This window comes from bacterium (genome assembly GCA_016789445.1).
Classification (GTDB): domain Bacteria; phylum Patescibacteriota; class Minisyncoccia; order Phycocordibacterales; family UBA2100; genus UBA10103.
Window position 1 is genome coordinate 25769 of record JAEUQT010000002.1, and the last position, 22742, is coordinate 48510.

The 22742-nt window shown below is 53.7% G+C and carries 21 protein-coding genes and 2 rRNA genes; 16 read left to right on the forward strand and 7 right to left on the reverse strand.

Annotation, left to right across the window (positions count from 1 at the left end):
• The first annotated feature begins 37 nt into the window (after positions 1-37).
• The 3 genes from JNK62_02185 to JNK62_02195 are packed head-to-tail and all read left to right on the forward strand — an operon-like array spanning position 38 to position 1193.
• Positions 38-529 (forward strand): 30S ribosomal protein S6, encoded by a 492-nt coding sequence (locus JNK62_02185; GenBank protein MBL8158317.1) that lies wholly within the window; start codon positions 38-40, stop codon positions 527-529.
• Positions 530-542: 13 nt separating this feature from the next.
• A complete protein-coding gene (locus JNK62_02190) occupies positions 543-986 on the forward strand; it encodes a single-stranded DNA-binding protein (protein MBL8158318.1) in 444 nt (147 codons plus the stop codon).
• Between the two features lie 9 nt (positions 987-995).
• Entirely contained in the window at positions 996-1193 is a 198-nt protein-coding gene (locus JNK62_02195) for a 30S ribosomal protein S18 (GenBank protein MBL8158319.1), read from the forward strand.
• A 55-nt stretch (positions 1194-1248) separates the two neighbouring features.
• Here JNK62_02195 and JNK62_02200 read toward each other — a convergent pair whose 3' ends face one another.
• Genes JNK62_02200 through JNK62_02215 form a run of 4 tightly spaced genes read right to left on the reverse strand, consistent with a single transcriptional unit; the run spans position 1249 to position 5620 of the window.
• A complete protein-coding gene (locus tag JNK62_02200; protein MBL8158320.1) occupies positions 1249-1815 on the reverse strand; it encodes a hypothetical protein in 567 nt (188 codons plus the stop codon).
• A gap of 39 nt (positions 1816-1854) precedes the next feature.
• On the reverse strand, positions 1855-2922 hold the full coding sequence (gene recA / locus JNK62_02205) for a recombinase RecA (GenBank protein ID MBL8158321.1): 1068 nt from the start codon (positions 2920-2922) through the stop codon (positions 1855-1857).
• A gap of 52 nt (positions 2923-2974) precedes the next feature.
• On the reverse strand, positions 2975-3394 hold the full coding sequence (locus JNK62_02210; GenBank protein MBL8158322.1) for a hypothetical protein: 420 nt from the start codon (positions 3392-3394) through the stop codon (positions 2975-2977).
• A gap of 3 nt (positions 3395-3397) precedes the next feature.
• Complete coding sequence (locus tag JNK62_02215) at positions 3398-5620, reverse strand: DNA translocase FtsK 4TM domain-containing protein (GenBank protein MBL8158323.1); 2223 nt, start codon at positions 5618-5620, stop codon at positions 3398-3400.
• Between the two features lie 450 nt (positions 5621-6070).
• On the opposite strand from JNK62_02215, the gene JNK62_02220 reads away from it, so the two are divergent.
• From JNK62_02220 to JNK62_02240, 5 genes are all read left to right on the forward strand, one after another.
• Positions 6071-6550 carry a hypothetical protein gene (locus tag JNK62_02220; protein ID MBL8158324.1) on the forward strand — a complete coding sequence of 160 codons (480 nt, stop codon included), beginning with the start codon at positions 6071-6073 and terminating at the stop codon, positions 6548-6550.
• Positions 6551-7174: 624 nt separating this feature from the next.
• Positions 7175-9136, forward strand: a complete 1962-nt coding sequence (locus tag JNK62_02225) for a peptidoglycan-binding protein (protein ID MBL8158325.1) — start codon at positions 7175-7177, stop codon at positions 9134-9136.
• Positions 9137-9282: 146 nt separating this feature from the next.
• Positions 9283-11667 (forward strand): hypothetical protein, encoded by a 2385-nt coding sequence (locus JNK62_02230; protein MBL8158326.1) that lies wholly within the window; start codon positions 9283-9285, stop codon positions 11665-11667.
• A 2-nt stretch (positions 11668-11669) separates the two neighbouring features.
• On the forward strand, positions 11670-11888 hold the full coding sequence (locus JNK62_02235) for a hypothetical protein (protein ID MBL8158327.1): 219 nt from the start codon (positions 11670-11672) through the stop codon (positions 11886-11888).
• A 71-nt stretch (positions 11889-11959) separates the two neighbouring features.
• Positions 11960-12151 carry a hypothetical protein gene (locus tag JNK62_02240; protein ID MBL8158328.1) on the forward strand — a complete coding sequence of 64 codons (192 nt, stop codon included), beginning with the start codon at positions 11960-11962 and terminating at the stop codon, positions 12149-12151.
• A gap of 31 nt (positions 12152-12182) precedes the next feature.
• Here JNK62_02240 and JNK62_02245 read toward each other — a convergent pair whose 3' ends face one another.
• Entirely contained in the window at positions 12183-12401 is a 219-nt protein-coding gene (locus JNK62_02245; protein MBL8158329.1) for a hypothetical protein, read from the reverse strand.
• Positions 12402-12592: 191 nt separating this feature from the next.
• On the opposite strand from JNK62_02245, the gene JNK62_02250 reads away from it, so the two are divergent.
• Positions 12593-13102 (forward strand): 50S ribosomal protein L10, encoded by a 510-nt coding sequence (locus JNK62_02250; GenBank protein MBL8158330.1) that lies wholly within the window; start codon positions 12593-12595, stop codon positions 13100-13102.
• A gap of 18 nt (positions 13103-13120) precedes the next feature.
• On the forward strand, positions 13121-13477 hold the full coding sequence (gene rplL / locus JNK62_02255) for a 50S ribosomal protein L7/L12 (protein ID MBL8158331.1): 357 nt from the start codon (positions 13121-13123) through the stop codon (positions 13475-13477).
• A gap of 227 nt (positions 13478-13704) precedes the next feature.
• Here the strand turns inward: rplL and JNK62_02260 are convergent, their stop codons facing one another.
• Positions 13705-14109 carry a response regulator gene (locus JNK62_02260; GenBank protein ID MBL8158332.1) on the reverse strand — a complete coding sequence of 135 codons (405 nt, stop codon included), beginning with the start codon at positions 14107-14109 and terminating at the stop codon, positions 13705-13707.
• 115 nt (positions 14110-14224) lie between these two features.
• Here JNK62_02260 and JNK62_02265 point away from each other — a divergent pair, with 115 nt between their 5' ends.
• The 6 genes from JNK62_02265 (at position 14225) to JNK62_02290 (ending at position 21564) form a co-directional block, all read left to right on the forward strand.
• Positions 14225-14827 carry a helix-turn-helix transcriptional regulator gene (locus JNK62_02265; GenBank protein ID MBL8158333.1) on the forward strand — a complete coding sequence of 201 codons (603 nt, stop codon included), beginning with the start codon at positions 14225-14227 and terminating at the stop codon, positions 14825-14827.
• A 115-nt stretch (positions 14828-14942) separates the two neighbouring features.
• On the forward strand, positions 14943-15635 hold the full coding sequence (locus tag JNK62_02270; GenBank protein MBL8158334.1) for a hypothetical protein: 693 nt from the start codon (positions 14943-14945) through the stop codon (positions 15633-15635).
• Positions 15636-16223: 588 nt separating this feature from the next.
• A 23S ribosomal RNA gene (locus tag JNK62_02275) occupies positions 16224-19182 on the forward strand.
• Positions 19183-19456: 274 nt separating this feature from the next.
• A 5S ribosomal RNA gene (gene rrf / locus JNK62_02280) occupies positions 19457-19562 on the forward strand.
• 59 nt (positions 19563-19621) lie between these two features.
• Complete coding sequence (locus tag JNK62_02285; GenBank protein ID MBL8158335.1) at positions 19622-20407, forward strand: hypothetical protein; 786 nt, start codon at positions 19622-19624, stop codon at positions 20405-20407.
• 32 nt (positions 20408-20439) lie between these two features.
• Positions 20440-21564, forward strand: a complete 1125-nt coding sequence (locus tag JNK62_02290) for a rod shape-determining protein RodA (protein MBL8158336.1) — start codon at positions 20440-20442, stop codon at positions 21562-21564.
• Here JNK62_02290 and JNK62_02295 read toward each other — a convergent pair.
• Positions 21550-22686 (reverse strand): glycosyltransferase, encoded by a 1137-nt coding sequence (locus JNK62_02295; GenBank protein ID MBL8158337.1) that lies wholly within the window; start codon positions 22684-22686, stop codon positions 21550-21552. The genes JNK62_02290 and JNK62_02295 overlap by 15 nt on opposite strands.
• Positions 22687-22742: the final 56 nt, after the last annotated feature.

Consider the following 22742-nt stretch of genomic DNA (forward strand, 5'->3'; position numbering starts at 1 on the left):
TTTTCATACCCGCGTGCTACAGTGCCCGAACTCAAATATGTCAGCAGAATCCCATGAAAACGAGGTCGTAACCCGCATCTACGAGGCGGGCTATCATATTGTTCCTACCGTTAAGGAAGAGGACGTCGAAACGGTGGTCTCCAGCATCCGCTCTGAGATCGAGAAGCTCGGCGGTTCGTTCATCGCCGAAGGCGCTCCTACCCTCATCAAGCTCTCGTTCGACATGGACAAGCGCGAGGGCGAGAAGCATGTCGCGTATGACCGCGGCTACTTCGGCTGGCTCAAGTTCGAGGCAGGCACCCATGCGGCAAAGGCGCTTACGGACTCGCTCCAGGCGAACCCACAGATCCTCCGCTCCATGGTGTTCAAGACGCTCCGCGAGGATACGCGTGCCAAGTTCAAGGCGCCGCAGCTTCGCGAGGTGAAGCGCACCGACGCTATCAAGGCGTCGCCTCGTAAGGAGGAAGATAAGGCACCGGTTTCTGAAGCAGATCTTGAGAAGGCTCTCGAGACACTGACGCAGGAATAGGTATACTTATCGTATGTACTTGAACAAAGCGCTGCTCTACGGTAATCTCACCCGCGACCCTGAGCTTCGTTCCTTGCCGAGCGGCATGAACGTCGTTAACTTCTCGATCGCTACGAACCGCACTTTTAAGGATCGTGACGGCAAGAAGCAGGAACAGACGGATTTCCATAACGTGGTAGTCTTCGGACGCCAGGCGGATACCGTCTCGCAGTACCTCAAGAAGGGTTCCGCAGTCTTCGTTGAAGGCCGTATGCAGACCCGCTCATGGGAGAAGGAAGGTCAGAAGATGTACCGAACCGAAGTGGTTGCCGACCGGGTCCAGTTCGGACCACGAGGTGCCGGCGGAGGAGGTGGCGGTAATCGTTCGCATGATTCGCAGCCTGAAGATGACGGCGGAAGCAGCGCAGGCATCGATTACCCGAAGGATGATATAAACCCAGACGATATCCCGTTTTAAACAAGCTTTATGGCAAATATACTTACCCAGAATGATATCCAGCACGTCGACTACAAGGATGTCGACTTGCTCAAGAACTTCATCAATCCGCATGGCCGCGTGATGGATCGTCGCAAGACGAATCTCACCGCGAAGCAGCAGCGCGCGGTTGAGGAGGCGGTGAAGCGTGCGCGCTTCATGGGGCTTCTACCTTACATTCAGAAGTAATGCTTCTGGAGAAAAAGCCCCGCTTTCGCGGGGCTTTTTCTATAGGGGAGAGACGCTAGGCGCGCTCGACGTATTCGCCGGTCTCGGTATTGATAACCAAGACATCACCCTCCTTGATGAACATCGGGACCGTGAGCGTTGCGCCGGTTTCGAGCGTAACGATCTTCGAGCCGCCCTGAGCAGTATTTCCGCGGACATCTGGTGGAGCCTCCTTAACCTTGAGCTGGACCTTTATAGGAAGCTTCACATGGAAGATCTTGCCGTTGAATGCCTCGGTCTCGACTTCAGTATTCGGTTTCAAGAACTGCCCGCCGTCACCCATCATCTCGTCAGAGAGTGAGAAGCGCTTCGACTTGTCAGTGCCTTCGTGGAAGATCCACTCACCCTTGCGTTCGTCGTGGAAGACGAAGGTTGCCGGCTTCTTCTCGATCTCGGCCTCGTTGAGTTTGTCCGACTGCTGGAACGAGTACTCAATGGAATTGCCGCGGATGAGATGGCGCAGCTTGGTCTGATTGACCGGGCGGCGCTGCTGCTTCTGCATGATGTTATTCCACGTGCAGACGTAGGGTTCGCCTTCGACGATGACGGCGACGCCAGGCTTTACTTCGTTGTAATTCAACATATCGGCGTATTCTAGCCAGAAACACGCCCTTGTCCAACCTTATTCTTCTTCACTTCCGGAGCCACGGGACGGAGTGCCGCCGTTCTCGAGATTCTTGCGGATATCTTTGAGGAGGGAATTGAGTACGGGCTTATTGTCGCGCAGGAAGGTGCGGGCTGCGTCGTAGCCACGACCGAGCTTGTGCTCGCCGTACTGATAGGAGCCGCCGGATGATTTCTCCAATACGCCCATCTTCTCGCCGAGCGCCAAGGCTTCGCCTTCGCGGGAGATGCCTTCGCCGTACATCATGTCGAACTCTGTCTGACGGAAGGGGGCTGCCACCTTGTTCTTTACGATCTTCACGCGATGGCGGCCGCCCATGACTTCGTCGCCCTTCTTGATCTGTGCGATGCGACGGATATCGATACGGACCGACGTGTAGAACTTGAGTGCTTTGCCGCCCGGAGTGGTTTCCGGATTGCCGAACATGACGCCGATCTGCATGCGGATCTGGTTGATGAAGATGACGACGGTCTTCGTCTTGGAGACGATTGCGGTGAGTTTGCGCAGCGCCTGTGACATGAGGCGAGCTTGCTTGCCGACATGCTGCGCGCCCATATCGCCCTCGATTTCGTCTTTTGGAGTGAGGGCTGCGACCGAGTCGACGACGATGACGTCGATCTTGCCGCTGCGCACGAGCGATTCCGTGATTTCTAGTGCTTGTTCGCCGGTGTCCGGCTGCGAGACGAGGAGAGAATTGATGTCGACGCCGAGCTTCTTGGCGTATTCAGGATCGAGCGCATGCTCTGCGTCGATGAATGCGCACACGCCGCCTTTTCGTTGTGCTTCGGCTATTGCATGGAGGGAGAGCGTGGTCTTACCGGAGCTTTCAGGTCCGAAGATCTCGACGATGCGTCCACGGGGGAGTCCGCCGATGCCGAGCGCCCAATCGATACCGATAGAACCGGTAGAGATCGCGTTCACGTCTACCTTCGGTGTGTCGCCGAGCTTCATGATCGCTTCGTCGCCGAACTTTGTCTTGATCTCAGATAATGCGCGGTCGATGTCTTTGTCGGTGCCGGTACCCACTTCTTTCGGAGGAGCTTTCTCTTTCTTTTTGACTGCCATACGGGAAATGTATCGGTTAATGGGTAAGTATGAATGAAGTATATCGTGCCGCTTAGAGAGGGGTGGAGGGGGTCGAAGTGGCTGGGGATGAGGTTGCGTGGGAAGCACCTGGCACATAAGAGCCCTCAGGCGCACGGTAGACGATATCGAGGGTCGCCGAGGTGGTGCGACCGCGCGCATCGCGCGCCTCCAGGATGATGCGGTTCGAGCCGTCGGCGAGCAGGTACGGTTCATCGAACTCACCGTCTTCCGTCACGCTGATGGTGTTTCCATTCAGGCGGAGTTCGGAGATGCGCTCAACATGACCCTTGATTGAGGTGAAGGCGGTATCCGAAGAAGTGGCCGTGTGTTCAAGCTCGATCGAGGGTCCATACACGAGGCCTTGTGCTTCGTAGAGTGCGTAGCCTCCCGCGAGGAGGAAGAAAAGCGTGAGAAGGAGGCGGATGAAGCGGGAATCACGTGAAGGGCGCATACGCTAACCCCGGTTGTATTCGTCTTCTTCGGCTGCTTCTGCAGCGGCAACGAGCTCGTCGGCGTTACCGGCACCGATGACTTCTCGTGGCTTCGCGCCGTCGGCAGGGCCGATGACACCACGCTCCTCGAGCATGTCGATAAGCTTTGCGGCGCGTGAATAGCCTACACCGAGCTTGCGCTGGAGGTAGGAGGTAGATGCTTTGCCGGCCTCCAAGACCGCTTGTTTCGCTTCGGCGTACTTGTCGTCGCCCTCCTCATCTTCCATAGAGGCGAAGATGGAGCCGGAATCGTTTTGCTGCTTCTCGGAGAAGTCCACGCTATCCAATCCTGCGTCGTTGTTCTTGATGATGTGTGCAACGACCTTCTTGACCTCGCTCTCGGAAATGTACGGTGCTTGGATACGGCGCGGCTTCGACATATCGCTCGAGAGGAAGAGCATGTCTCCGGCGCCAAGCAGTTTTTCTGCGCCACCGGTGTCCAGGATGGTGCGGGAATCGATCTGTGAGGCGACCTGGAAGGCGACGCGAGAGGGGACATTCGCCTTGATGAGGCCGGTGATGACTTTCACCGATGGTCGTTGGGTCGAGAGTATGAGATGGATGCCGACAGCGCGGCTCATCTGGGCAAGGCGGACTATGCCAGCCTCGAGTTCGCGCGGATAGGTCTGCATGATGTCCGCCAGTTCATCGATGATGACCACGATGTACGGCATGGCTTCCGGCATCTGCTCGGCGGTGCCTTTCTCGATTGCCGGAGCGACGACGTTCTCGTGATACGAGGCGATATCGCGGACCTTTTCCGTCTGGAGGACGTCATAGCGTCTATCCATCTCCTTGGCGAGCCACTTCAGCGCGAGGATGGCCTTCTTGGCATCGGTAATGACCGGTGCAAGCAAGTGGGGAATGCCGCCGTAGAGCGTGAGTTCGACGCGCTTCGGGTCCACCATGATGAAGCGCAAACGCTCGGGGCCTGCGCGATAGAGAAGGGATACGACGAAGTCGTGTATACAGACAGATTTACCGGAGCCGGTCGTACCTGCCACGAGCATGTGTGGCATTTTGGCGAGGTCAGCGAAGTGGGCGGCGCCGGTGATCGTTCGGCCAAGGCCAAGGAGAAGCGGTTTCGGTGATTGCGTGAATTCATTGTCGCCAAAGAGCGGGGCAAGACCGAGCGTGGTGCGAGAGATGTTCGGGACTTCGATACCGACCAGTGCTTTTCCAGGAATCGGCGCTTCGATGCGGACCGGCGAAGCGGCGAGCGCGAGCTCGAGATTCGACTGAAGGGCAACGATTTTCGCAAGCCGGACGCCCTCGGCCGGCTTCATGGCATACCGAGTTACGGTTGGTCCGATCGAAACCTCATCCATCTCTACTTGAATGCCGAAGTTCTGGAGCGTGCGCTTGATGATGTTCATGTTCGCCTTTACGTCACCGACTTCAGGCTTACCTTTGTTCTTGCCGAGAAGGGCGAGTGGCGGCGGATCATAGACGCTCGCACTCGCGGCGATGATCGGGAAGCCAGCATTCGCATTCGATTCGCCGGACATTTCAGCGATCTGCACGCGTGGCGCAGGTGCTTCTCGGGCGTCCTCTTCATCGGGAACGGTCTCAACGAGTTCATCAGGCTCATCGTCTTGTTCTTCAGGAATGCCAGCGATCGTGACTTCACGATCTTCTTCGTCCGATAGACTCTCACCGCCACGCATGCCTTCGCGCAATGAGGCGATCCAGACACTCAAATGGACATCAAAGGCGATGATGAGCGCGGCAACACTGAATGAGAGAAGGAAGATGACGGTCGCGATGGTATCCACTGCCGCAACGAGGGGATTGGCTATTGCAGCACCAAGAATGCCGCCTTGCTCGGGAAACGCGAGTGCAATGAGCCCCAAACTTGAGAGAAGGAATACCAGGATGCTTATGATCTCGATGGCACCGAACCGCTTCTCAAACGAGCGCATGAGCGCGATGGCGAGAAGGAGGAGTGAGAACGGAAGAAGCATGTACCCAACTCCGAGGAGCTTCGAGAGAATGGTGAAGAGGAATGCGCCGACCGCCCCGCCGACTTCAAACGCAGCAAGTGCAAGGAAGATGCCGACCGCAACCGCAAGGACCGCACACACACCGCGGAGCGCCTCGATGCTTACGGGAAATGCGGGGATGCTTACATCTTCATCTTTTGAACGCTTATTGCTTTTGCGTTTCTCACGCTCCTTCTTTGCCATAGGTGCGCACATGATATCACGCGGGGAAGTGGCGATTTTCCCTTGCGTTATGCCATAAAATACGCCTAACGCTTTCAGACATTGATAAGTGCTCTAGGCCGGCGCTATACTCGAGTCATGCCTAAGGGACATGAAAAGGAAGTTTCAAAGACGACCTCGAATCCCACATCGGAATCTATAAAAGACGCGCAGGATGTATCAAACGTACTTCTTATATTGGACAGTATATCTATACGGACAAATCCTTTTGGTGCCAACGTATCTGGTGATAATTCATATCGTAGAGCGGAGAGAATAAGCGCTGCATTACACCTCGTGACCAATCATGTCCCAGAGGAAGAGCCATTGAGGTCGGTAATAAGAAATAAAGGCCTTGAGCTTCTGTCCGTAATTTTGGAACTACGATCGGGTTTCCGTGGGCCGGCTTCAGAAAAGGGACAGTCCGCCCTGGTGTCCATTCGTGAGCTCATATCCCTGATCCGTCTTCTCGCTGTTTCGGGGTACATCTCGGTCCAGAATGCCAATGCGATCGCCGAGGCGCTTGATGAGCTGGGCAGCCTTATCGTGGTATCCCAGCGCTCTGCATTGGCGGAACAGCTCACCATTACGTCTGATCAGTTGATTCCTCCCACGTCTCCCATCGGCTTTATGCGCCAGGATCGCTCGCATTCCCCCGGACCTCGACCGGTGCGACGTCCACCGATGACGGCGGTTTCCACAGGGGAAGGGGATGCAGGCTCGAGCCAGCGTGCGGAGCGCATTATGGATATATTGAAGCTTGGTGGCCTTTTGGGCATCCGAGACATCGCTTCAAACCTCCCGCAGTACAGCGAGAAGATGGTTCAGAGGGAATTGGCCGATCTGGTAGAGGCGGGGAAGGTAAAGAAAATCGGCGCGAAGCGGTGGAGCCGCTACCAGCTCCTCGGGTAGATAGTTGCCATTTATGTGGCTTATTTGCTGGGTTTTTTAGACGTTTTTGCGTGAGGATAAATGCCGTGTTTTAGTCGCGTTTTTCGTTGACTTTTTCTTCATCCTGCCGTATCGTCCCGTGGTGGCTAGTTGGCTAGAAACGCTTAAATTAAGCCGTTTCTCTCCACTAGTTATCCACAAAGATGAATGCCTTAGAGAGGTGTTCTGAAATACAGCTAGTTTATAATTGCGTCGATGCTGGTCCGGCTTCCGGAGCATGCATTTCGCAGTACAGGCTGGTCTTGGTGCGACGTTCATTGACATCTTCATAGGCATTACATGGAGAGCTTCCAGCTGAAAGGTTGGGGGCGTTCGCTCGTCTCCATCTACTAGACAGTAGAGAATTACGCGATTCCAGAAACGGTAGAAATGTCCAGTTACGGCTGTACGGATGAATGTCTTTTCCCAAACGATGCTAACCCTCGTTCCGTCACTTTTTAGAAGCACGGCTCGGGGCTAGCAAATTATTAATGCGTGCTCGCAACGCACGTATCTAGCATGTGTGACCCGGTCGAACGATCACACGTGCGGTCTTCTGCTTTCCGAAAGGCGGTGGGAGATTGAAAAAGGTCAAATATCAAAACTATGAGTTTAGCAACAAAGAATGTTGCGACAGTGCTCGTGGGTTCTGTGTTGGTTCTTGCGCTTTCGTTTGCTTTTGTCACTCCGGCAAAGGCGGACATGCTCTCTGACCTCCAGGCTCAGGTTCAGGCATTGCTCGCTCAGATCGCAGCTCTCGGCGGTGGTTCTACGACTACTTCCGGTGCAGGCTGCTACGCGTTCACACAGTCTCATCAGCAGGGTCAGTCCGGCGGCGAGATCATGTGGATCCAGAAGTTCCTTAACAGCCATGGTGCACAGGTTGCAGCTTCGGGCGCTGGTTCTCCAGGCAACGAGACTGCATACTTCGGCGCTATGACGAAGGCCGCTGTCGCAAAGTTCCAGGCAGCTAACGGCATCACGCCGGCAGCTGGTTACTGGGGCCCGATCACGATCGCAAAGGCTAAGAGCCTCTGCGCATCTGCTCCGACAACGGGTACTCCGTCGACTGGCGGTGAGTCTCTCAGCGGTTCAGCTGGCAGCATCTCGCTCAACTCTTACTCTGCAGACGTCGAAGACGATGTCTACACTGGTGAGACTGAGAAGGTCCTCGGCTTCCGCGTTGAGGCTTCGGGTGGTGACGTTCGCGTGACGAATACTCGCGTGAAGTTCACCTACACCGGTGCTTCGACTGGCTCTGATCGCCTCGGCAACTACGCTTCTGAGATCAGCGTCTGGGCAAACGGCCAGAAGATCGCGGCAATGTCGCCGTCGAGCTTCGTCCGTGACTCCGCAGGTGTCTACTCTGCAAGCATCCCGGTTTCTCAGGTTGTCCGCATGGGCAGCAACAACAAGGTCACCTTCAACATTGGCTTCACGGCTAATGCAAGTGTAGATACGGATGACGTATCGAAGGCTTGGACGGCTGAGCTTGTTCAGACCCGCTACACCGACGCTTCTGGCGCAACGCTCTTCGACTCGACGAGCGTCAGCAATGCTGGAGTCAACGTGAAGCGCCTCTCGTCTTCTTCGGACGTGAAGCTCCGCATCGCGGAAGGTTCTGGCAATCCGAAGGCAGGCAACGTTAAGGTTTCGACCACGGGCACGACTGAAATCACGCTCGCTGAGTTCACCCTTAAGGCTGAAGGTGCAGAGATGGAGTTCGATACCCTCAAGGCAACGAGCACCATCACGGGCGCTTCAACTAACAGCGATATGGTTCAGGAGTTCTACCTCATGCGTGGTAGCACTCGTCTCGCAGACATCACCGCGACTTCGACCACTTCGTACCTCGAGTTCGATCTCGATGATACGGAGACGATCGCAAAGGATGCTACGCAGACCTACCGCATCGTTGCTAAGGTTAACAAGACCAGCACTGGCACTTTCGATGACGGTGACAGCATCAAGGTTGATGTAAACGGCGGTGAATACTACATCGCTGCTAAGTCGACGTCTGATGGCAAGTCGGTCACGACTCGTGCAGGCTCGGTCACGACCTACACCCAGACGCTCTACGCAGAAGGTATCCAGGTTTCGAAGGTTGGCGAAAGCTTCACCCACAACCCTCAGGATACGTCTGCTAACAGCACGGGTGAGTTCAAGGTGACACTCCGCGTTACGAACTTCGGTTCTAACGACGTGTATGTCCCGCTTAGCGCTCTCGCATCGACGACTGCAGGTGCAGTTGGTGACAACAGCACTAAGGGCGTCTCGTACTACCTCTACAATGGCACTACTGCCACTTCGACGACGGTTACGGCGACACTCTCTCGCGTCTCGGGCGGTACTGAGCTTACGAACTCCGTTCGTATCGGCGGCGGCTCTTCGGCTGACTTCCAGCTCGCAGTTACCTACAATCCGGATGTACCGGCTTCCACTGGTCAGTGGCGCGTACAGATCGGCAGCGTTGGTACTGCACTCACCGACGCTACTGCGGCGACAACTCTCACCAGGACTGTTCCTGCAGAGGACTTCCGCACTGGCTACTACACGGTCAACAACTAACGTTGCTTGATCCAGGTCTCGCAAGGGATCTCCAGTTGGGAATCGGCCCAACAGCAAAAACTCCCCCGCAAGGGGGAGTTTTTGTTTTGTGAGGTTGTGCACAGCGCGGTCTCGCGCTTCATGAAGTTTGGGAAGAGAATAGGGGCATGAAAACGTGGCTTCGGGGCGCCGCGATCATGCCCCTCTTCCTTGGGACTTTCTCGATTGCGGAGGCGCTCGAAAGTCCACAGCCAATCGGATTCTTCTGCGGCAATGCGACAAGCTCGATTATTGCGAACCAGTTCTATATTCCCGACGGGCAGTGCACGTATCTCTCGCCGAAAATCACCGGTTCGCGCTACGGAGACATCTATCGTGGTGCGGTCGGTAGTTCGACTCTCGTAAATGGCCACTTGCTCGGCTTCAATGCCACGAGCTCTCCGCAATCTGGGGATGTAATACCGAACGGCGCACAGGGAGAGGATATATTAGTCGCGGTATTTCCGGCGCAATTCGTGAGCGAATTCAGGGCGTACTTCCAGACAGGAGCGGGGATTCCGCTATCGAATAACTATGGATTCCTTCCTTTCAAGTGGGGAGTGCCGCCGGAATCAGAGCCAGAGGAGCCGGATCCGGTCATCATCATTCCCGGTATTCTTGGCTCACAGCAGGATGGTTCAGGGGAATGGGTAATCGATCCGATTCTGCATACCTATGATGACCTGATCGCCACGCTTGATGTCAATCACTACACCCCCGAAGTCGATCTATTCACCTTCCCATACAACTGGCGGAAATCGAATGTAGAGACGGCTGAGTTGCTGAAGCAGAAGATCGATGAGGTTAAATTGATATGTGGGTGTGAAAAAGTCGATCTCGTTGCGCATTCGATGGGAGGTCTCGTCGCGCGACAGTATATCCAGTCAGATTCCTACGAGCAGGATGTGGATCAGCTCATTTTCTTGGGTACACCGCACCTCGGTGCTCCGAAAGCGTATTTGATGTGGGAGGCCGGCGAGTTCTCTCCTCTCGGTCTTCGGCCGGATTATATGGTTGATTCGATTATTGAATTGCTCTTACTATTCGAGGCAAAGGAGAAGGGATTTGAAGACGTATTTGCCTATATAAGGAATTCACCAATTGCATCAGTGAAAGAGCTACTCCCTATTTATGGATACCTTTTTGAGGGGAATGTTTTGCGCGAGTATCCGAATGAATATCCCTTTAATCACTTCCTGGAAAATCTAGATAGTGAGAAAAATAAGCTTTACGAATCGGGCGTGGAAGTACACAATTTCGTGGGAAATATTGGAGGGAGCTCGATAAAAGGACTTGAGGTAGTGGCATCACAATCCCATTTTCCGAAGTGGGAACATGGGTATCCGAGTGTTTTTGATGCTCCGCTCGGGAACCATGGACTCATTTTAGGAGATGGTGATGGAACAGTGCCGTTAGAGAGCGCCTCGCATATAAGCTTGAATTTAAGTGTTAATGCCTTTGAACACGGAGAAATGGTAACTGATGCCCAAGGGTCAATCTTCAATATTTTGACTGGAGACGATGCTAGCGTCTTGATTACCGACCAATCGGGACTCATACAAAATATCTTGCTATTCAAAATTCTTTCACCAGCTGATTTTATGGTTGTTGCTCCTGATGGGCGACGCATTGGTAAAGATCCAACAACGAATGCTGAGATAAACGAGATACCAAACTCCTTCTATTCCGGGTTCCATACAGATACTGAATTTGTTGCCATCCCAAATGTGCTCGATGGGGAGTATAAAATTCTCATTCAAGGTACAGGCAGTGGCGAATATACAATTGAGACAAACTATATTAACGGTGCCACTACCACAGAAGGCTCATACACTGAAGATACTTATCCAGGCCTAGTCACCGAGCTGAATCTTATAGTGAACAGCGAGATCCCCGAAGAAATTGAAATCACGGCCTCCGATACAATCCCCCCACTGATTTCAATAGTCTCGCCAGAGCCCAAGGATTATCTGCGCTCCACACAAATGCCGGTGGAAGTGATCGCGCAAGACGCATCTGGACTGTTCATCCTCGAAACAAAGTTCGGCTCTACGACTATTCCAAATAGCGGAACTATTGATTTATTCTTCCAGAAACTCGGAACTTCCACGATTGTGGCCTCGTCTACCGATGTATTCGGAAATAGCACCACGACATCGCAATCTTTTCGCATAATCGCGACGGCAAGTAGTACCATTTCTGACTTCGAGCGTGCATACATGCTCGGCTGGATGACCAAGAAGACTTATGATGGATTGCGGCAGAAAATAAAGGGTATTCTGGTAGTGAGGAAGGTGATTAGGAATATTGTTCAGACGATCGTCGAGCCTGATCCAGGCGGCAAACAAACAACGAAGAAGGTGCAGAAGAAAGTCGAAGTATCCGAACAGGTACTAGATAAGCTTGCAGCCAAGGCTATCCTAAAGGAGTTGGATAAATATCGAGGAAAGGGGTTGGATGAGCGGGCATATCAATTACTAAAAGAAGACATCATTTGGTTAATAAATTATTAAATATGATTGACGCAATCGGTTTGACTGACGCGCTTCTTGGGCTGGCCGTGTGGTGTAGTTCCGCCTTCTTTGTTCTATCACTTCTGCTTTTTCGTTTTCTGCTGAAAAAGAGTGTTGCGAACTCAATTTTAATGAGTATTGCAGTAGGGCTGATCGGTGCAATAAGCTCACCGTTCCTTTTTTATGCGTACATAAAACTCATTGGGTATTCCTTGATTTAAGACTAGATAGTTTTTGACCGAGGTCGAAGGGAGGGCTGCCAAAAGACATTGTATAATCCAAGTAAGGGAATATGGGCGCTGCGGTAAATTCGTTCTTCAGATTCGTACTGGGATTCAGTCTCTTTGTGGCCGCTTCTCTTGGGCTAGCGTTTACGGTCTCGACGTATGCCATGAAGAAGGATAGGGAAGAGCAGACCGCTGCTGCGTTCAAGGCGATGCTCAATCAGCCAGAGGAGACTGCGTGGTGGGAGGTGTGGAAATAGAAAAACCGATGCCATGTGGCATCGGTGTTGTTTAGGCAGGGAATTTGACCCCGTGACTTTCGAAGAGCTTGCGGATGATCTGCAGGTGATTCGGCTTTGTATTGTAGAACCGCTGGATCGACTTGCCGAGAACGCAGAGCGTCTCGTTGTGTTCAACCGAGCCTTTGCCGAACTTGCCCTCTATCGCCTGAGCCAGCTTCGTTTCCGCTTGTGAGAGTTGGTAGGGCGCTAATTCCGTGGAATCAAGCATTACGCATTACTCCTGTGTTTTACCTCGAGCACGGTACCACGCCCCTCCTTTACAGACAACCGCTGGCGTAGTAGAGTCTTCCCCAAGGGCCAGAGACAGCGGGCACACAGGTAAGTCCCGCCGAGGTCGAACTATCCTTCTTCGAAGGAGAACTCGGGCCCATTTATAAGGGTCTTTTTGTTTGGAAACATATGGCACAGACGAAGCAGCAGAAAGTAGAGATCGTCTCGAAGCTCGAGACTGCGTTCAAGAACGCAGCCACGTCGGTTCTCATCCACTTCAAGGGGGTGAACATCGGCGAGGAGACCGCGATGCGCCGTGAACTCCGTCAGGCAGGTGTTACGTACACCGTGGCGAAGAAGACGCTCATCAAGCGTGCGCTCGCATCGCTCGGTCACGAAACCGAGGGCGTGCCGATGGAAGGGGAAGTAGCGCTTGCGTACGGCGGCAACGACGACGCGACCGCACCAGCCCGCCTCATCCATGAATTCGGAAAGAAGTACCAGACGGCGGATAAGAAGCCAAAGCTTCACATCCTCGGCGGTATCTTCGAAGGTAAGCTTGTCGACCAGGCGATGATGCGAGAGATCGCAACCATCCCGTCGATGGCAGGCCTGCGTGGCATGTTCGCGAACGTGATCAACAGCCCGATCCAGCGTTTCGCAATCGCGATGGCGGAAGTGGCGAAGACGAAGAATTAATCAATCAACTATCAAGGTATGACACAGGAACAGATCATCGAAGCAGTAGAGAAGATGACCGTCCTCGAGCTCAACACGCTCGTGAAGGCGATCGAAGAGAAGTGGGGCGTTTCTGCAACTGCAGTTGCAGCAGCAGGTCCGGCAGCGGCAGCGGGCGAGGAGAAGACCTCGTTCACCGTCGAACTCACCGCAGCAGGCGACCAGAAGGTTGCAGTCATCAAGGTAGTGAAGGAAGCACTCAACCTCGGTCTCGCGGAAGCGAAGGCATTCGTGGACGGTGCTCCGAAGGTTCTCAAGGAGGACATGAAGAAGGAGGAAGCCGACGAGCTCAAGACGAAGCTCGAAGGAGCAGGAGCAAAAGTTACCATCAAGTAACTTTTGCGAGTGCTCGGGAAGAGTCGGGTGAGCCGTGGGTTAAGGAGCGGCGTAAAGAGTTTCCCGTCTCGGAGAGCAGAAAAAGATCCGCACCAGCGGATCTTTTTCGTTGAGAACCGAGGGTTCTCAAGGAGGAGCTTGCGACGACTGTTGGTGCGAAGGTCACGATCAAGTAATCTCTCGTATCAAAAAGAGAAGCGCCCGACGATGTGTCGGGCGCTTTTCGTTTACGCTGCTTTCTGGTGATCGCGTGAAAGCTCTTGAAAGATCAGCCCTGCTTGCTGGCATATGTTCAATCGCAGCTCTTGCTCCGTATCACCCGATGCGAAGAAATTACAGCCTGCGACCTGACAGGCGAAGGCCCCCTCATTCGTTGCATAGGCTTCAAACACGATCATCGGGTTTCCGAATTCTCTGCGGATCTTTCGGACAAGTCGCGCTGTTTCTCGTCCGTTCCCGCAAAAATTCGCATCCACTACGATGATGTCGGTATCAAGCATCTCGGTCCATCGCCAGCGAAGATTTAAAGGCGATCTCGACCTCTCGACATGGTCGATCCCGAAACGTCTCAAATTCTCCGAAAGCATGTTCCCGAATGAGCCTTCGGGTGCAAGCAAAAGAACTTTTTCCACCGCGTATCTCCTTTCTGAAGAGTGCGAGGATCGAACAATACAACGATAATGCGGGTCAAGCAAGGAGATTTTTTACCAGAAAATCACCTCATGCTACAATCCGCTTACTACGGATATGACGAAAGCTCACGATTTCTTGGAGGCAGTACTAGGGAACCCGTCCCGAGCCAAGATACTGAGACTCTTCGTCCTCCACCCGAAAGAGACGTTCACGCCGGCCGAGATCGCGCGCCGCGCGAAAGTGGGTGCGCACAGCGTGAACACGGAAGTGGAATCGCTCAAGAAGACCGGACTCCTGAAGGAAGAGAAAGGACAGGGTTCGACTGCACGTAAGAAGATCTCATACTATTCGCTCAATCCTGAGTGCAAGCAGCTGAACGCCGTCACCACGTTCGTGCACGCGGTTTCTCCCGCGCAGTACAACGACGTCGAAGCTGCGCTTCGTCGCGCAGGACGTATGTCGGTGGTGCTCCTTTCTGGTGTGTTCACGGGAGACATCACACGTCCGGCGGATCTCATCATCGTCGCGGATACTTTAAACGACGAGCGCTTGGAGAAGGCAGTGAAATCATTCGAATCGAAATACGGGAGGGAGGTGCGCTACGCCGTTTTCTCGACGCCGGAATTCCGTTATCGCCTCACGATCAAGGATAAGATCTTGCGCGATATCCTGGACTACCCGCATCGGGTGCTCATCAACCGCACCAACTACCTCTAGAGCCTATCCACACTGCGCGTACTTACCGCACCGCAAAAAGCAGGGGGTTGCTATCATGAAGACACTCTTCGGTCGAAGACTTTTAATAATTACTAGTGATAGTACCTAGGTATATATGATAGTTGCACAATCAGCGGCGACTCTGCAGGGTTCGTTCAATGATGTGTGGTTCACGGTCGTCACGTTCGTTCCGGCGATACTCGCAGCCGCGGTGATCTTCATCATCGGCTGGATCGTAGGAATGATCTTGGCAAAGGTGATCGAACAGGTGGTCGACGTCCTCCGCATCGACGATGCTCTCAAGGCATCGGGCGTGCATGAGGCAGTCAAAGACGCCGGATTCAATCTCCATGCAGGACGCCTTCTCGGCAGCCTCGTGAAGTGGTTCATCATCGTCGTGTTCCTCATCGCATCGCTTGAAGTACTCGGCTTGGTCCGCGTCACGATGTTCTTGCAGCAGGTGGTCTTGTACTACCTCCCGCAGGTCATCGTCGCGGTCCTCATCATCATCCTTGCGGCGATCGTCGCAGAGGTGGTGCGCAACTTGGTCATCGGATCCGCTCGTGCTGCTGGCGTTCGTCAGGCGCACCTCGCAGGCTCCGTCGCCAAGTGGGCGATCTGGATCTTCGCAGTCTTGGCTGCGCTCAACCAGCTCGGCATCGCGGCGGCTTTCTGGCAGACGCTCTTCACGGGTATCGTGGTCGCGCTCTCCCTTGCATTCGGCTTGGCCTTCGGCCTTGGCGGCAAGGAGGCAGCGGCTCGTACCATCGAGCGCCTCCGTTCAGAGACTCTGCATCACGACAAATAAGGCCCAATACCTTGGGTTTTCGGCTCTTCACCCCGCCTTCAGGCGGGGTGAATCCGTAGGGTGAGACGGGGTCGGGGCCCCGTCGCAAGGCCGGAGTCTGCCTCGGGCAGACGAGGCGGGGTCGCGCAATTCGCCAGCAGGCGAATATGTGTGACCGGAAGGCCCATTTTATCCACATTTTATGCCCAGATTCGGCCATTTCGGCTCCCGCTTGACGGGTGGTAGACGGACGTATATACTCCGCCTTACATATGGGACTTAAGCAGATGCAAAAGAAGTGGCGTGGATAGCCAGATTTTTTCTGTCCTTCCGATTGCCGCTTCCGAGCGGCTTTTTTTGTACCCGTGTGTAGCTCGTTGACAACTGAAGAACGACATCAAATTCAGCGTAGAGCCGCAAGGCTTTGCGTTGAGAAAGAAAACGAAAGAATCAAATGTTCTTATTTCTGGTTACAAGTCTCCAGAAATAAGATCAGGAACCTTCTTCCGAAAGGAAGGAGGCTTGTAGGACACCAAAACCTTCGTATCCTCTGCACTAGACATGCATGATGCGAAGTAAAAGAACACGCGGTTCCCAGAATTCTCATAACGAGTTTTCTGGTAAGGGCGTACGGTGGATGCCTAGACTGAAGAAAGCGATGAAGGACGTGGCATGGCTGCGATAAGCTCCGGGAAAATGCCTAGCAATTGCTATATCCGGAGATTTCCGAATGGGACAACCCCATTGCGTAAACCGCAATGACTCAACGAATAAACCCGTTGAGAGCTTACCTTGGGAAGTGAAACATCTCAGTACCAAGAGGAAAAGAGAACAATAGTTATTCCCCTAGTAGCGGCGAGCGAAAAGGGAGGAGCCCAAACTCAACCACAATATCGGCGCGCGACGAAAGTCGCGAAACGATATTGGGGATGGGGGTTATAAGGCTACAACGCTGGAAACAGGTAGAGTCACAAAATGCTGAGTTAGAGGAATCTGCTGGGAAGCAGAGCCCCAGAGGGTAATAGCCCCGTATTCGAAAACAAAGCATCTCTATGGTTGTAGTTCTTGAGTAACTCGAGACACGAATAGCTCGGGTGAATTCGCCAGGACTAACTGGTAAGGCTACATATTTCTTCAGATCGATAGTGAACTAGTACCGTGAGGGAAAGGTGAAAAGAACCCCGGTGAGGGGAGTGAAATAGAACTGAAACCGTATGTCTACAAGGAGTCGGAGTGGCTTAAGCCACGACGGCGTGCCTATTGAAGAATGAGCCAACGAGTTAATGCAATCGGCTTGGTTAAGGGGTAATCCCCCCGAGCCGCAGCGAAAGCGAGTGTGAATAGCGCGTTTGTCGATTGTATTAGACCCGAAGCAAGGTGAGCTACCCATGAGCAGGCTGAAGTTCCTAGAAATAGGGATGGAGGGCCGAACCCGTAGATTGTGCAAAATCTTGGGATGACTTGTGGGTTGGAGTGAAAAGCTTATCGAACCTTGTAATAGCTGGTTCTCTCCGAAAGAGCTTTCGGGCTTGCGTCGTATGTTCCCTGTGGGGGTAGAGCACTGGAAGGTCTGGATAGGTCGCAAGACCACTGGACCTATCAAACTCCGAATACCACAGGCTAAAATACGGCAGTTAGACGATGGGGGCGAAGCTCCATACGTCAAAAGGGAAACAGCCCAGATCGCAATCTAAGGTCCCTAAATTAACGCTAAGTGCAAATAAGGAGGTGAGATTTCTCAGACAATGAGGATGTTGGCTTAGAAGCAGCCACCATTCAAAGAAAGCGTAACAGCTCACTCATCTAGAGATCTCGCGCCACAAATGATCGGGGCTAAGCGTTGTACCGAAGATGCGGATTTAACCTCTTGATTGAGGTTGAGTGGTAGGAGAGCGTTTTACGTGCGATGAAGGCAAAGGGGTGACCCATGCTGGAGCGCGTGGAAGTGAAAATGTTGGCACGAGTAACCGCAATGCAGGTGAGATTCCTGCACATCGAAAGAACAAGGTTTCCTTCGCAATGGAGATCAACGAAGGGTTAGTCGGTCCTAAGCCAATGGCAAACGCCGCAGGCGATGGATACACGGTTAATATTCCGTGACTTGTGTGTAGAGTGATGGAGGGACGGAGCGCTGTATTCACACCCCCTTATTGGATTGGGGGTCAGGTAGTGATTGTGCTTGCTAGGTAAATCCGGCAGGTAAACGAGAATTATCTGTAGAAGTGGAGATTCGTCAAAGCGAATTGTGAGGAGCGCGCTTCCAAGAAAAACTTCTAAGCTTATCTATATACAAACCGTACCGCAAACCGACACAGGTGTTCAGGGCGAGTAGCCTAAGATGAACGGGTGAGAGATCCTCAAGGAACTCGGCAAAAAAGCGACCGTACGTTCGCAATAAGGTCCGCACTCAGCAATGAGTGCCGCAGCTAAAGATTCCCAATCGACTGTTTACCAAAAACACAGCTCCCTGCAAACTCGTAAGAGGAAGTATAGGGGGTGATGCCTGACCAATGCCGGAAGGTCAAGTGAGGTCGGTCTCAAGCAGCAATGCTTGTTGCTGGCACTTCATAAGCCCCGGTCAATGTCGGCGATAACTATAATCGTCCTAAGGTAGCGAAATTCCTTGTCTGGTAAGTTCAGACGCGCACGAATGGTATAACGAGTTGGGAACTGTCTCGAGGATTTGCCCGGTGAAAATACAAGGGCGGTGAAGATGCCGCCTTCCTGCAGCTAGACGAAAAGACCCCAGAAGCTTTACTGTAATTTGGTATTGAGGATACGATTTCTCCGCGTAGCGTAAGAGGGAGACTTTGAAGCAGAGGTTTAGGCCTCTGTGGAGTCGCCAATGCAACACCTCTCCTAGAAATTGTATTTTCTAACTTCTACGGCAAAACCGTAAAAAGACAGTACCTGATGGACAGTTTCGGTGGGGCGCTGTCCTCCTAAAAAGTAACGGAGGAGCCTATTAAGGTTACCTAGTCGCGAATGGAAACCGTGACGATAGTGCATTGGCATAAGGTAGCTTGACTGCAAGTCGTACGTGACGAGCAGGCGCGAAAGCGGAGCAAAGTGAACCGACGGTCCGCATTAGATGCGACCGAAGATTAACGGATAAAAGTTACTCTGGGGATAACAGGCTGGTATTGCCTAAGCGTCCATAGCGACGGCAATGTTCGGCACCTCGATGTCGGCTCATCTTATCCCGGGGCTGAAGAAGGTCCCAAGGGTATGGCTGTTCGCCATTTAAAAAGGTACGTGAGCTGGGTTCAAACCGTCGTGAGACAGGTTGGTCTTAATCTGCTGCAGGCGTTGATTCTTGAGGAGATTCGTTTCTAGTACGAGAGGACCGAAATGAACTGACCTCTGGTCTGGGGGCTGTCACGCCAGTGGCACCGCCCCGTAGCTATGTCGGGAATGGATAACCGCTGAAAGCATCTAAGCGGGAAGCCAGCTCCAAGATAAGGAATCGTTATAGACCCGTGGGAGATGACCACGTTGATAGGCACTAGGTGTACGCACAGCGATGTGCTCAGCCGAGGTGTACTAATACGTCGACAGATCTCTCGTTAGGGAATTGTGGGTATCCGTGTTCGCACGGTGTCCAACGCAAGTCTTTCGTTTTTGATGGTGTCGTTCTTCAGTTGCCAAAGGGCATGATCTTTTAGATATTCGTGGATTTCAGAGAGGAAAGTCGCATGACTTCTCCTCGGCGGGGGTGAGGGATAGGCTCACACATTGGACATCTGTCCACTTCGGTCGGGCTAAGTTCCTCTATGAAGGGCAATGCTCTCTCCCCGCTCTTCTCTGAAATCCATGAATACTTAGACTATTGAAGATTCTGTGTTGGTGGTTTGGCGAAGGGGGTACACCCGTTCTCATTCCGAACACGGCAGTTAAGCCCTTCTGCGCCGATGGTAGTCGAAAGGCGAGAGTAGGTCGCCGCCAACACAGAGTTTTCAAATCCGAAGCCGCCGCGAGGCGGCTTTTGGCTTTATACTGTTTGATATATGTCCTGGGCTTCTCGCAGGCGTTTCGCATACATCTTCAGCTTTCTCGTGATCGTGGGCTCTCTCACGCTCATCCCGCTCGCGATGTATCTCTACGAGCCAGGGGATTGCTTCGACGGGAAAATGAATAACGGCGAGACCGCGATCGATAAGGGTGGAAGCTGTCGCTTGCTCGATGAGCGTGCACTCCTGCCGACGACGATCGTATGGTCGCGCGCGATGCCGGTGCGAATGCCGGGTGCGGAGCAGGGAAGTTTCAGTGCCGTCGCGTATGTCGAGAATCCGAATGTCGGTGCGGGTGTCATGGAGGCACCGTACATCTTCCGCCTCTATGATGAGAACAATGTGTTGGTCGCAGAAGTCGAAGGCGTGACGCCGATCATCCCTGGCAATGTGACGCCGGTTTTCGTCGGTGGCATCAATACCGGTTTCCGCAAAGCGACGCGCGCATTCTTCGAATTCACGGCGCCCTTGGTGTGGCAGCGCCTGTATGATGCGACCGAGCCGATCACGGTCCCGACGAAAGAGATCGTGAATGCAAATACCGAACCGCGCCTCAATGCGGTTATCAGGAATGGCTCCGTCGTCGACCTCAAGAACACGCAGTTCGTCGCCATCGTCTTCGATACGGCAGGGAACGCGTTTGCCGGCTCTGCGACTGAAGTGCAGTTCCTCGAGCGTGGTAAGCAGATGGATGTCGCCTTTACGTGGCAGGATCCCTTCCCGTATCTTCCGGGCCGCATTGATGTCCTTCCGATCATGAAGCCCCTCATGGAGCCGCGCTAGCGCGCAGAGCCCCGCTGCGGCAGAATGTGCGGATGTCAGGTTTTCTCGGGCGCCTCTTCGGACACATCGACTGGTACCTATTCTTTGCGGCACTGAGTGTCTCCGTTCTTGGATTGGTGACGATGTATCCCTTCGGGCAAGGCGGCGAAGCCTTCTTCGATCGACAGATCATCTGGATCGGCCTCGCGCTCCTAGTCTTCTTTCTCGCAGCGATACCGGAATATACATTCCTGCGCCGCACCCAGATCGTGACCACTCTCTACATCCTTATCCTCTCGCTGCTTGCGCTCATCTTTCTTACCGGAACCATCGTCAAAGGTGCGCAGCAGCGCTTCGACTTCGGTTTCTTCGCGCTGCAGCCGTCGGATCCGGCGAAGCTCATCCTTATCATCGTCTTGGCGAAATACTTCGCGCGGCGTCACGTCGAGATCGCGAACTTCAAGCACATTTTCATTTCCGGTGCGTATGCCGCTGCTATCTGCGGACTCGTCTTCCTGCAGCCTGACTTCGGCGGCGCCATCATCATCGCGTCCATCTGGTTCGGTATGGTCTTGGTCGCCGGTATCTCGTGGAAGCATCTCGCGTTCCTGCTTATAACCGGACTCATCGCCGCAGGGTCCTTGTGGATGTTCGTACTGCAGCCCTACCAGAAGGAGCGCGTGATGACGTTCATCCATCCGTTAGCTGACATCCACGGTGCGGGATACAACGCGTATCAATCGACCGTTGCGGTCGGCTCAGGCGAACTGTTAGGAAAGGGAATCGGCTTCGGCACGCAGTCGAAGCTACGCTTCCTCCCCGAATACCAGACCGACTTTATCTTCGCCGCCTATGCGGAGGAGTGGGGATTCCTCGGCGTCCTCATCGCGCTCGGCCTTTTTGCGGTCATCGTGCTCCGTACGCTGGTCATTGCGAGTCATGGATCGGACAACTTCGCGGTCCTCTTCGGCGTCGGCATCGCGATCATGTTCCTGGCGCACATCATCGTGCATATCGGTATGAATCTCGGGCTCCTGCCGGTTACCGGTACGACGGTGCCGTTCATGAGTTATGGCGGCTCTCACTTGCTGACCGAGTTCCTCGCGCTCGGCATGCTCATGGGCCTGCGCCGCGCTGAGCGACCGCTCTCGCGCGAGAAGGAGTTACTCGGTGTATAACTTAGCGGTTTTCTCAACCATCTGATCAAGCGAGAAGACTTTCTGGATACGCTTTAAAAGCTCGTCGGAGAGTGATCGCGCAAGCGTCGCGTCTCCCAGTACTTTCTCGATAGCTTCAGAGAATGCGCGAGCTGCACCTGACTGGACGGTCAGTCCCGTGAAATTGTGGAGGATGATGTCGCGCACGCCTGCGGTATCGCTCGCGACCGCGGGGATGTAGGCATAGCCCGCTTCCATGAGAACGTAGGGAAGTCCTTCTTTCTGTGAGGTGAGCAGGAATGCATCGAAGGCGCGCAGATACTGCGCAGCCTCCGGTACGAAGCCGAGAAAATGCACGCGTGATGCGACGCCTGCATCTTCTGCGCGCGCGCTGAGCTTTTCTTTCTCCTCGCCATCGCCGATGACGATCAGGTGTGCATCGGATTCAAGAAAGCCCACCATCTCGATCGCCGTCGCATAATCTTTATTGACGTGCAATTCTCCAATCATGCCGATCCACTTCGCGTCCGATGGGATGCTGGCGTCCAGCGTACGGATATCGCGCCGCGCATCTTCAGGTGAGAGGAAGCGTGGTGTGAGGATGCCGTTGTGGATGAGTGCCACTCTCTTTGGCAGGAACGGCAATTTCTTCAGACGGTCTGCGGTGTCGTTGGCGATGGCGATCGTGTGGTGGGAGAGAAGAACCGTCATCCACGTCGCGATCGTAATGGCGAATCGTGAAAGCGTACCGCGGTCTTCGTCGAACGGGAGTCCGTGCGAGGTGAAAATGATGTGCTTCACGCCCGCAATGCGTCCGGCAAGCGCGCCCAAACCGCCGGCCTTCGAACTGTTGAGGTGTACGACATCTGGTTTTTCTTTCTTAAAGAGTCGCGCTAATGCGCCGAGGGCTTTCATATCCCCGAGCGGGTTCACGTCGCGGGAGAGTTCCGGTACGAGGAGGATCCGGATGCCTGCCTGAGCGAGCACTTTCGCAAGGCGACCTGGTTTTCCGTCGGGGGCAGGGCCAAAGGCGACGGTAACCTCAAAGCGATCTTTAGGGAGGTTCGTCGCGAGGTCGTGGACGTAGCGTTGGGCTCCTCCGTAGTTGGATTTAGTGACCACCAGCAGTACTTTTGTTGCCATACGCGAGGGCCGAAATGTGGCTTGTAGTATAGCTTTTTTATCGGTATGATGCCAGG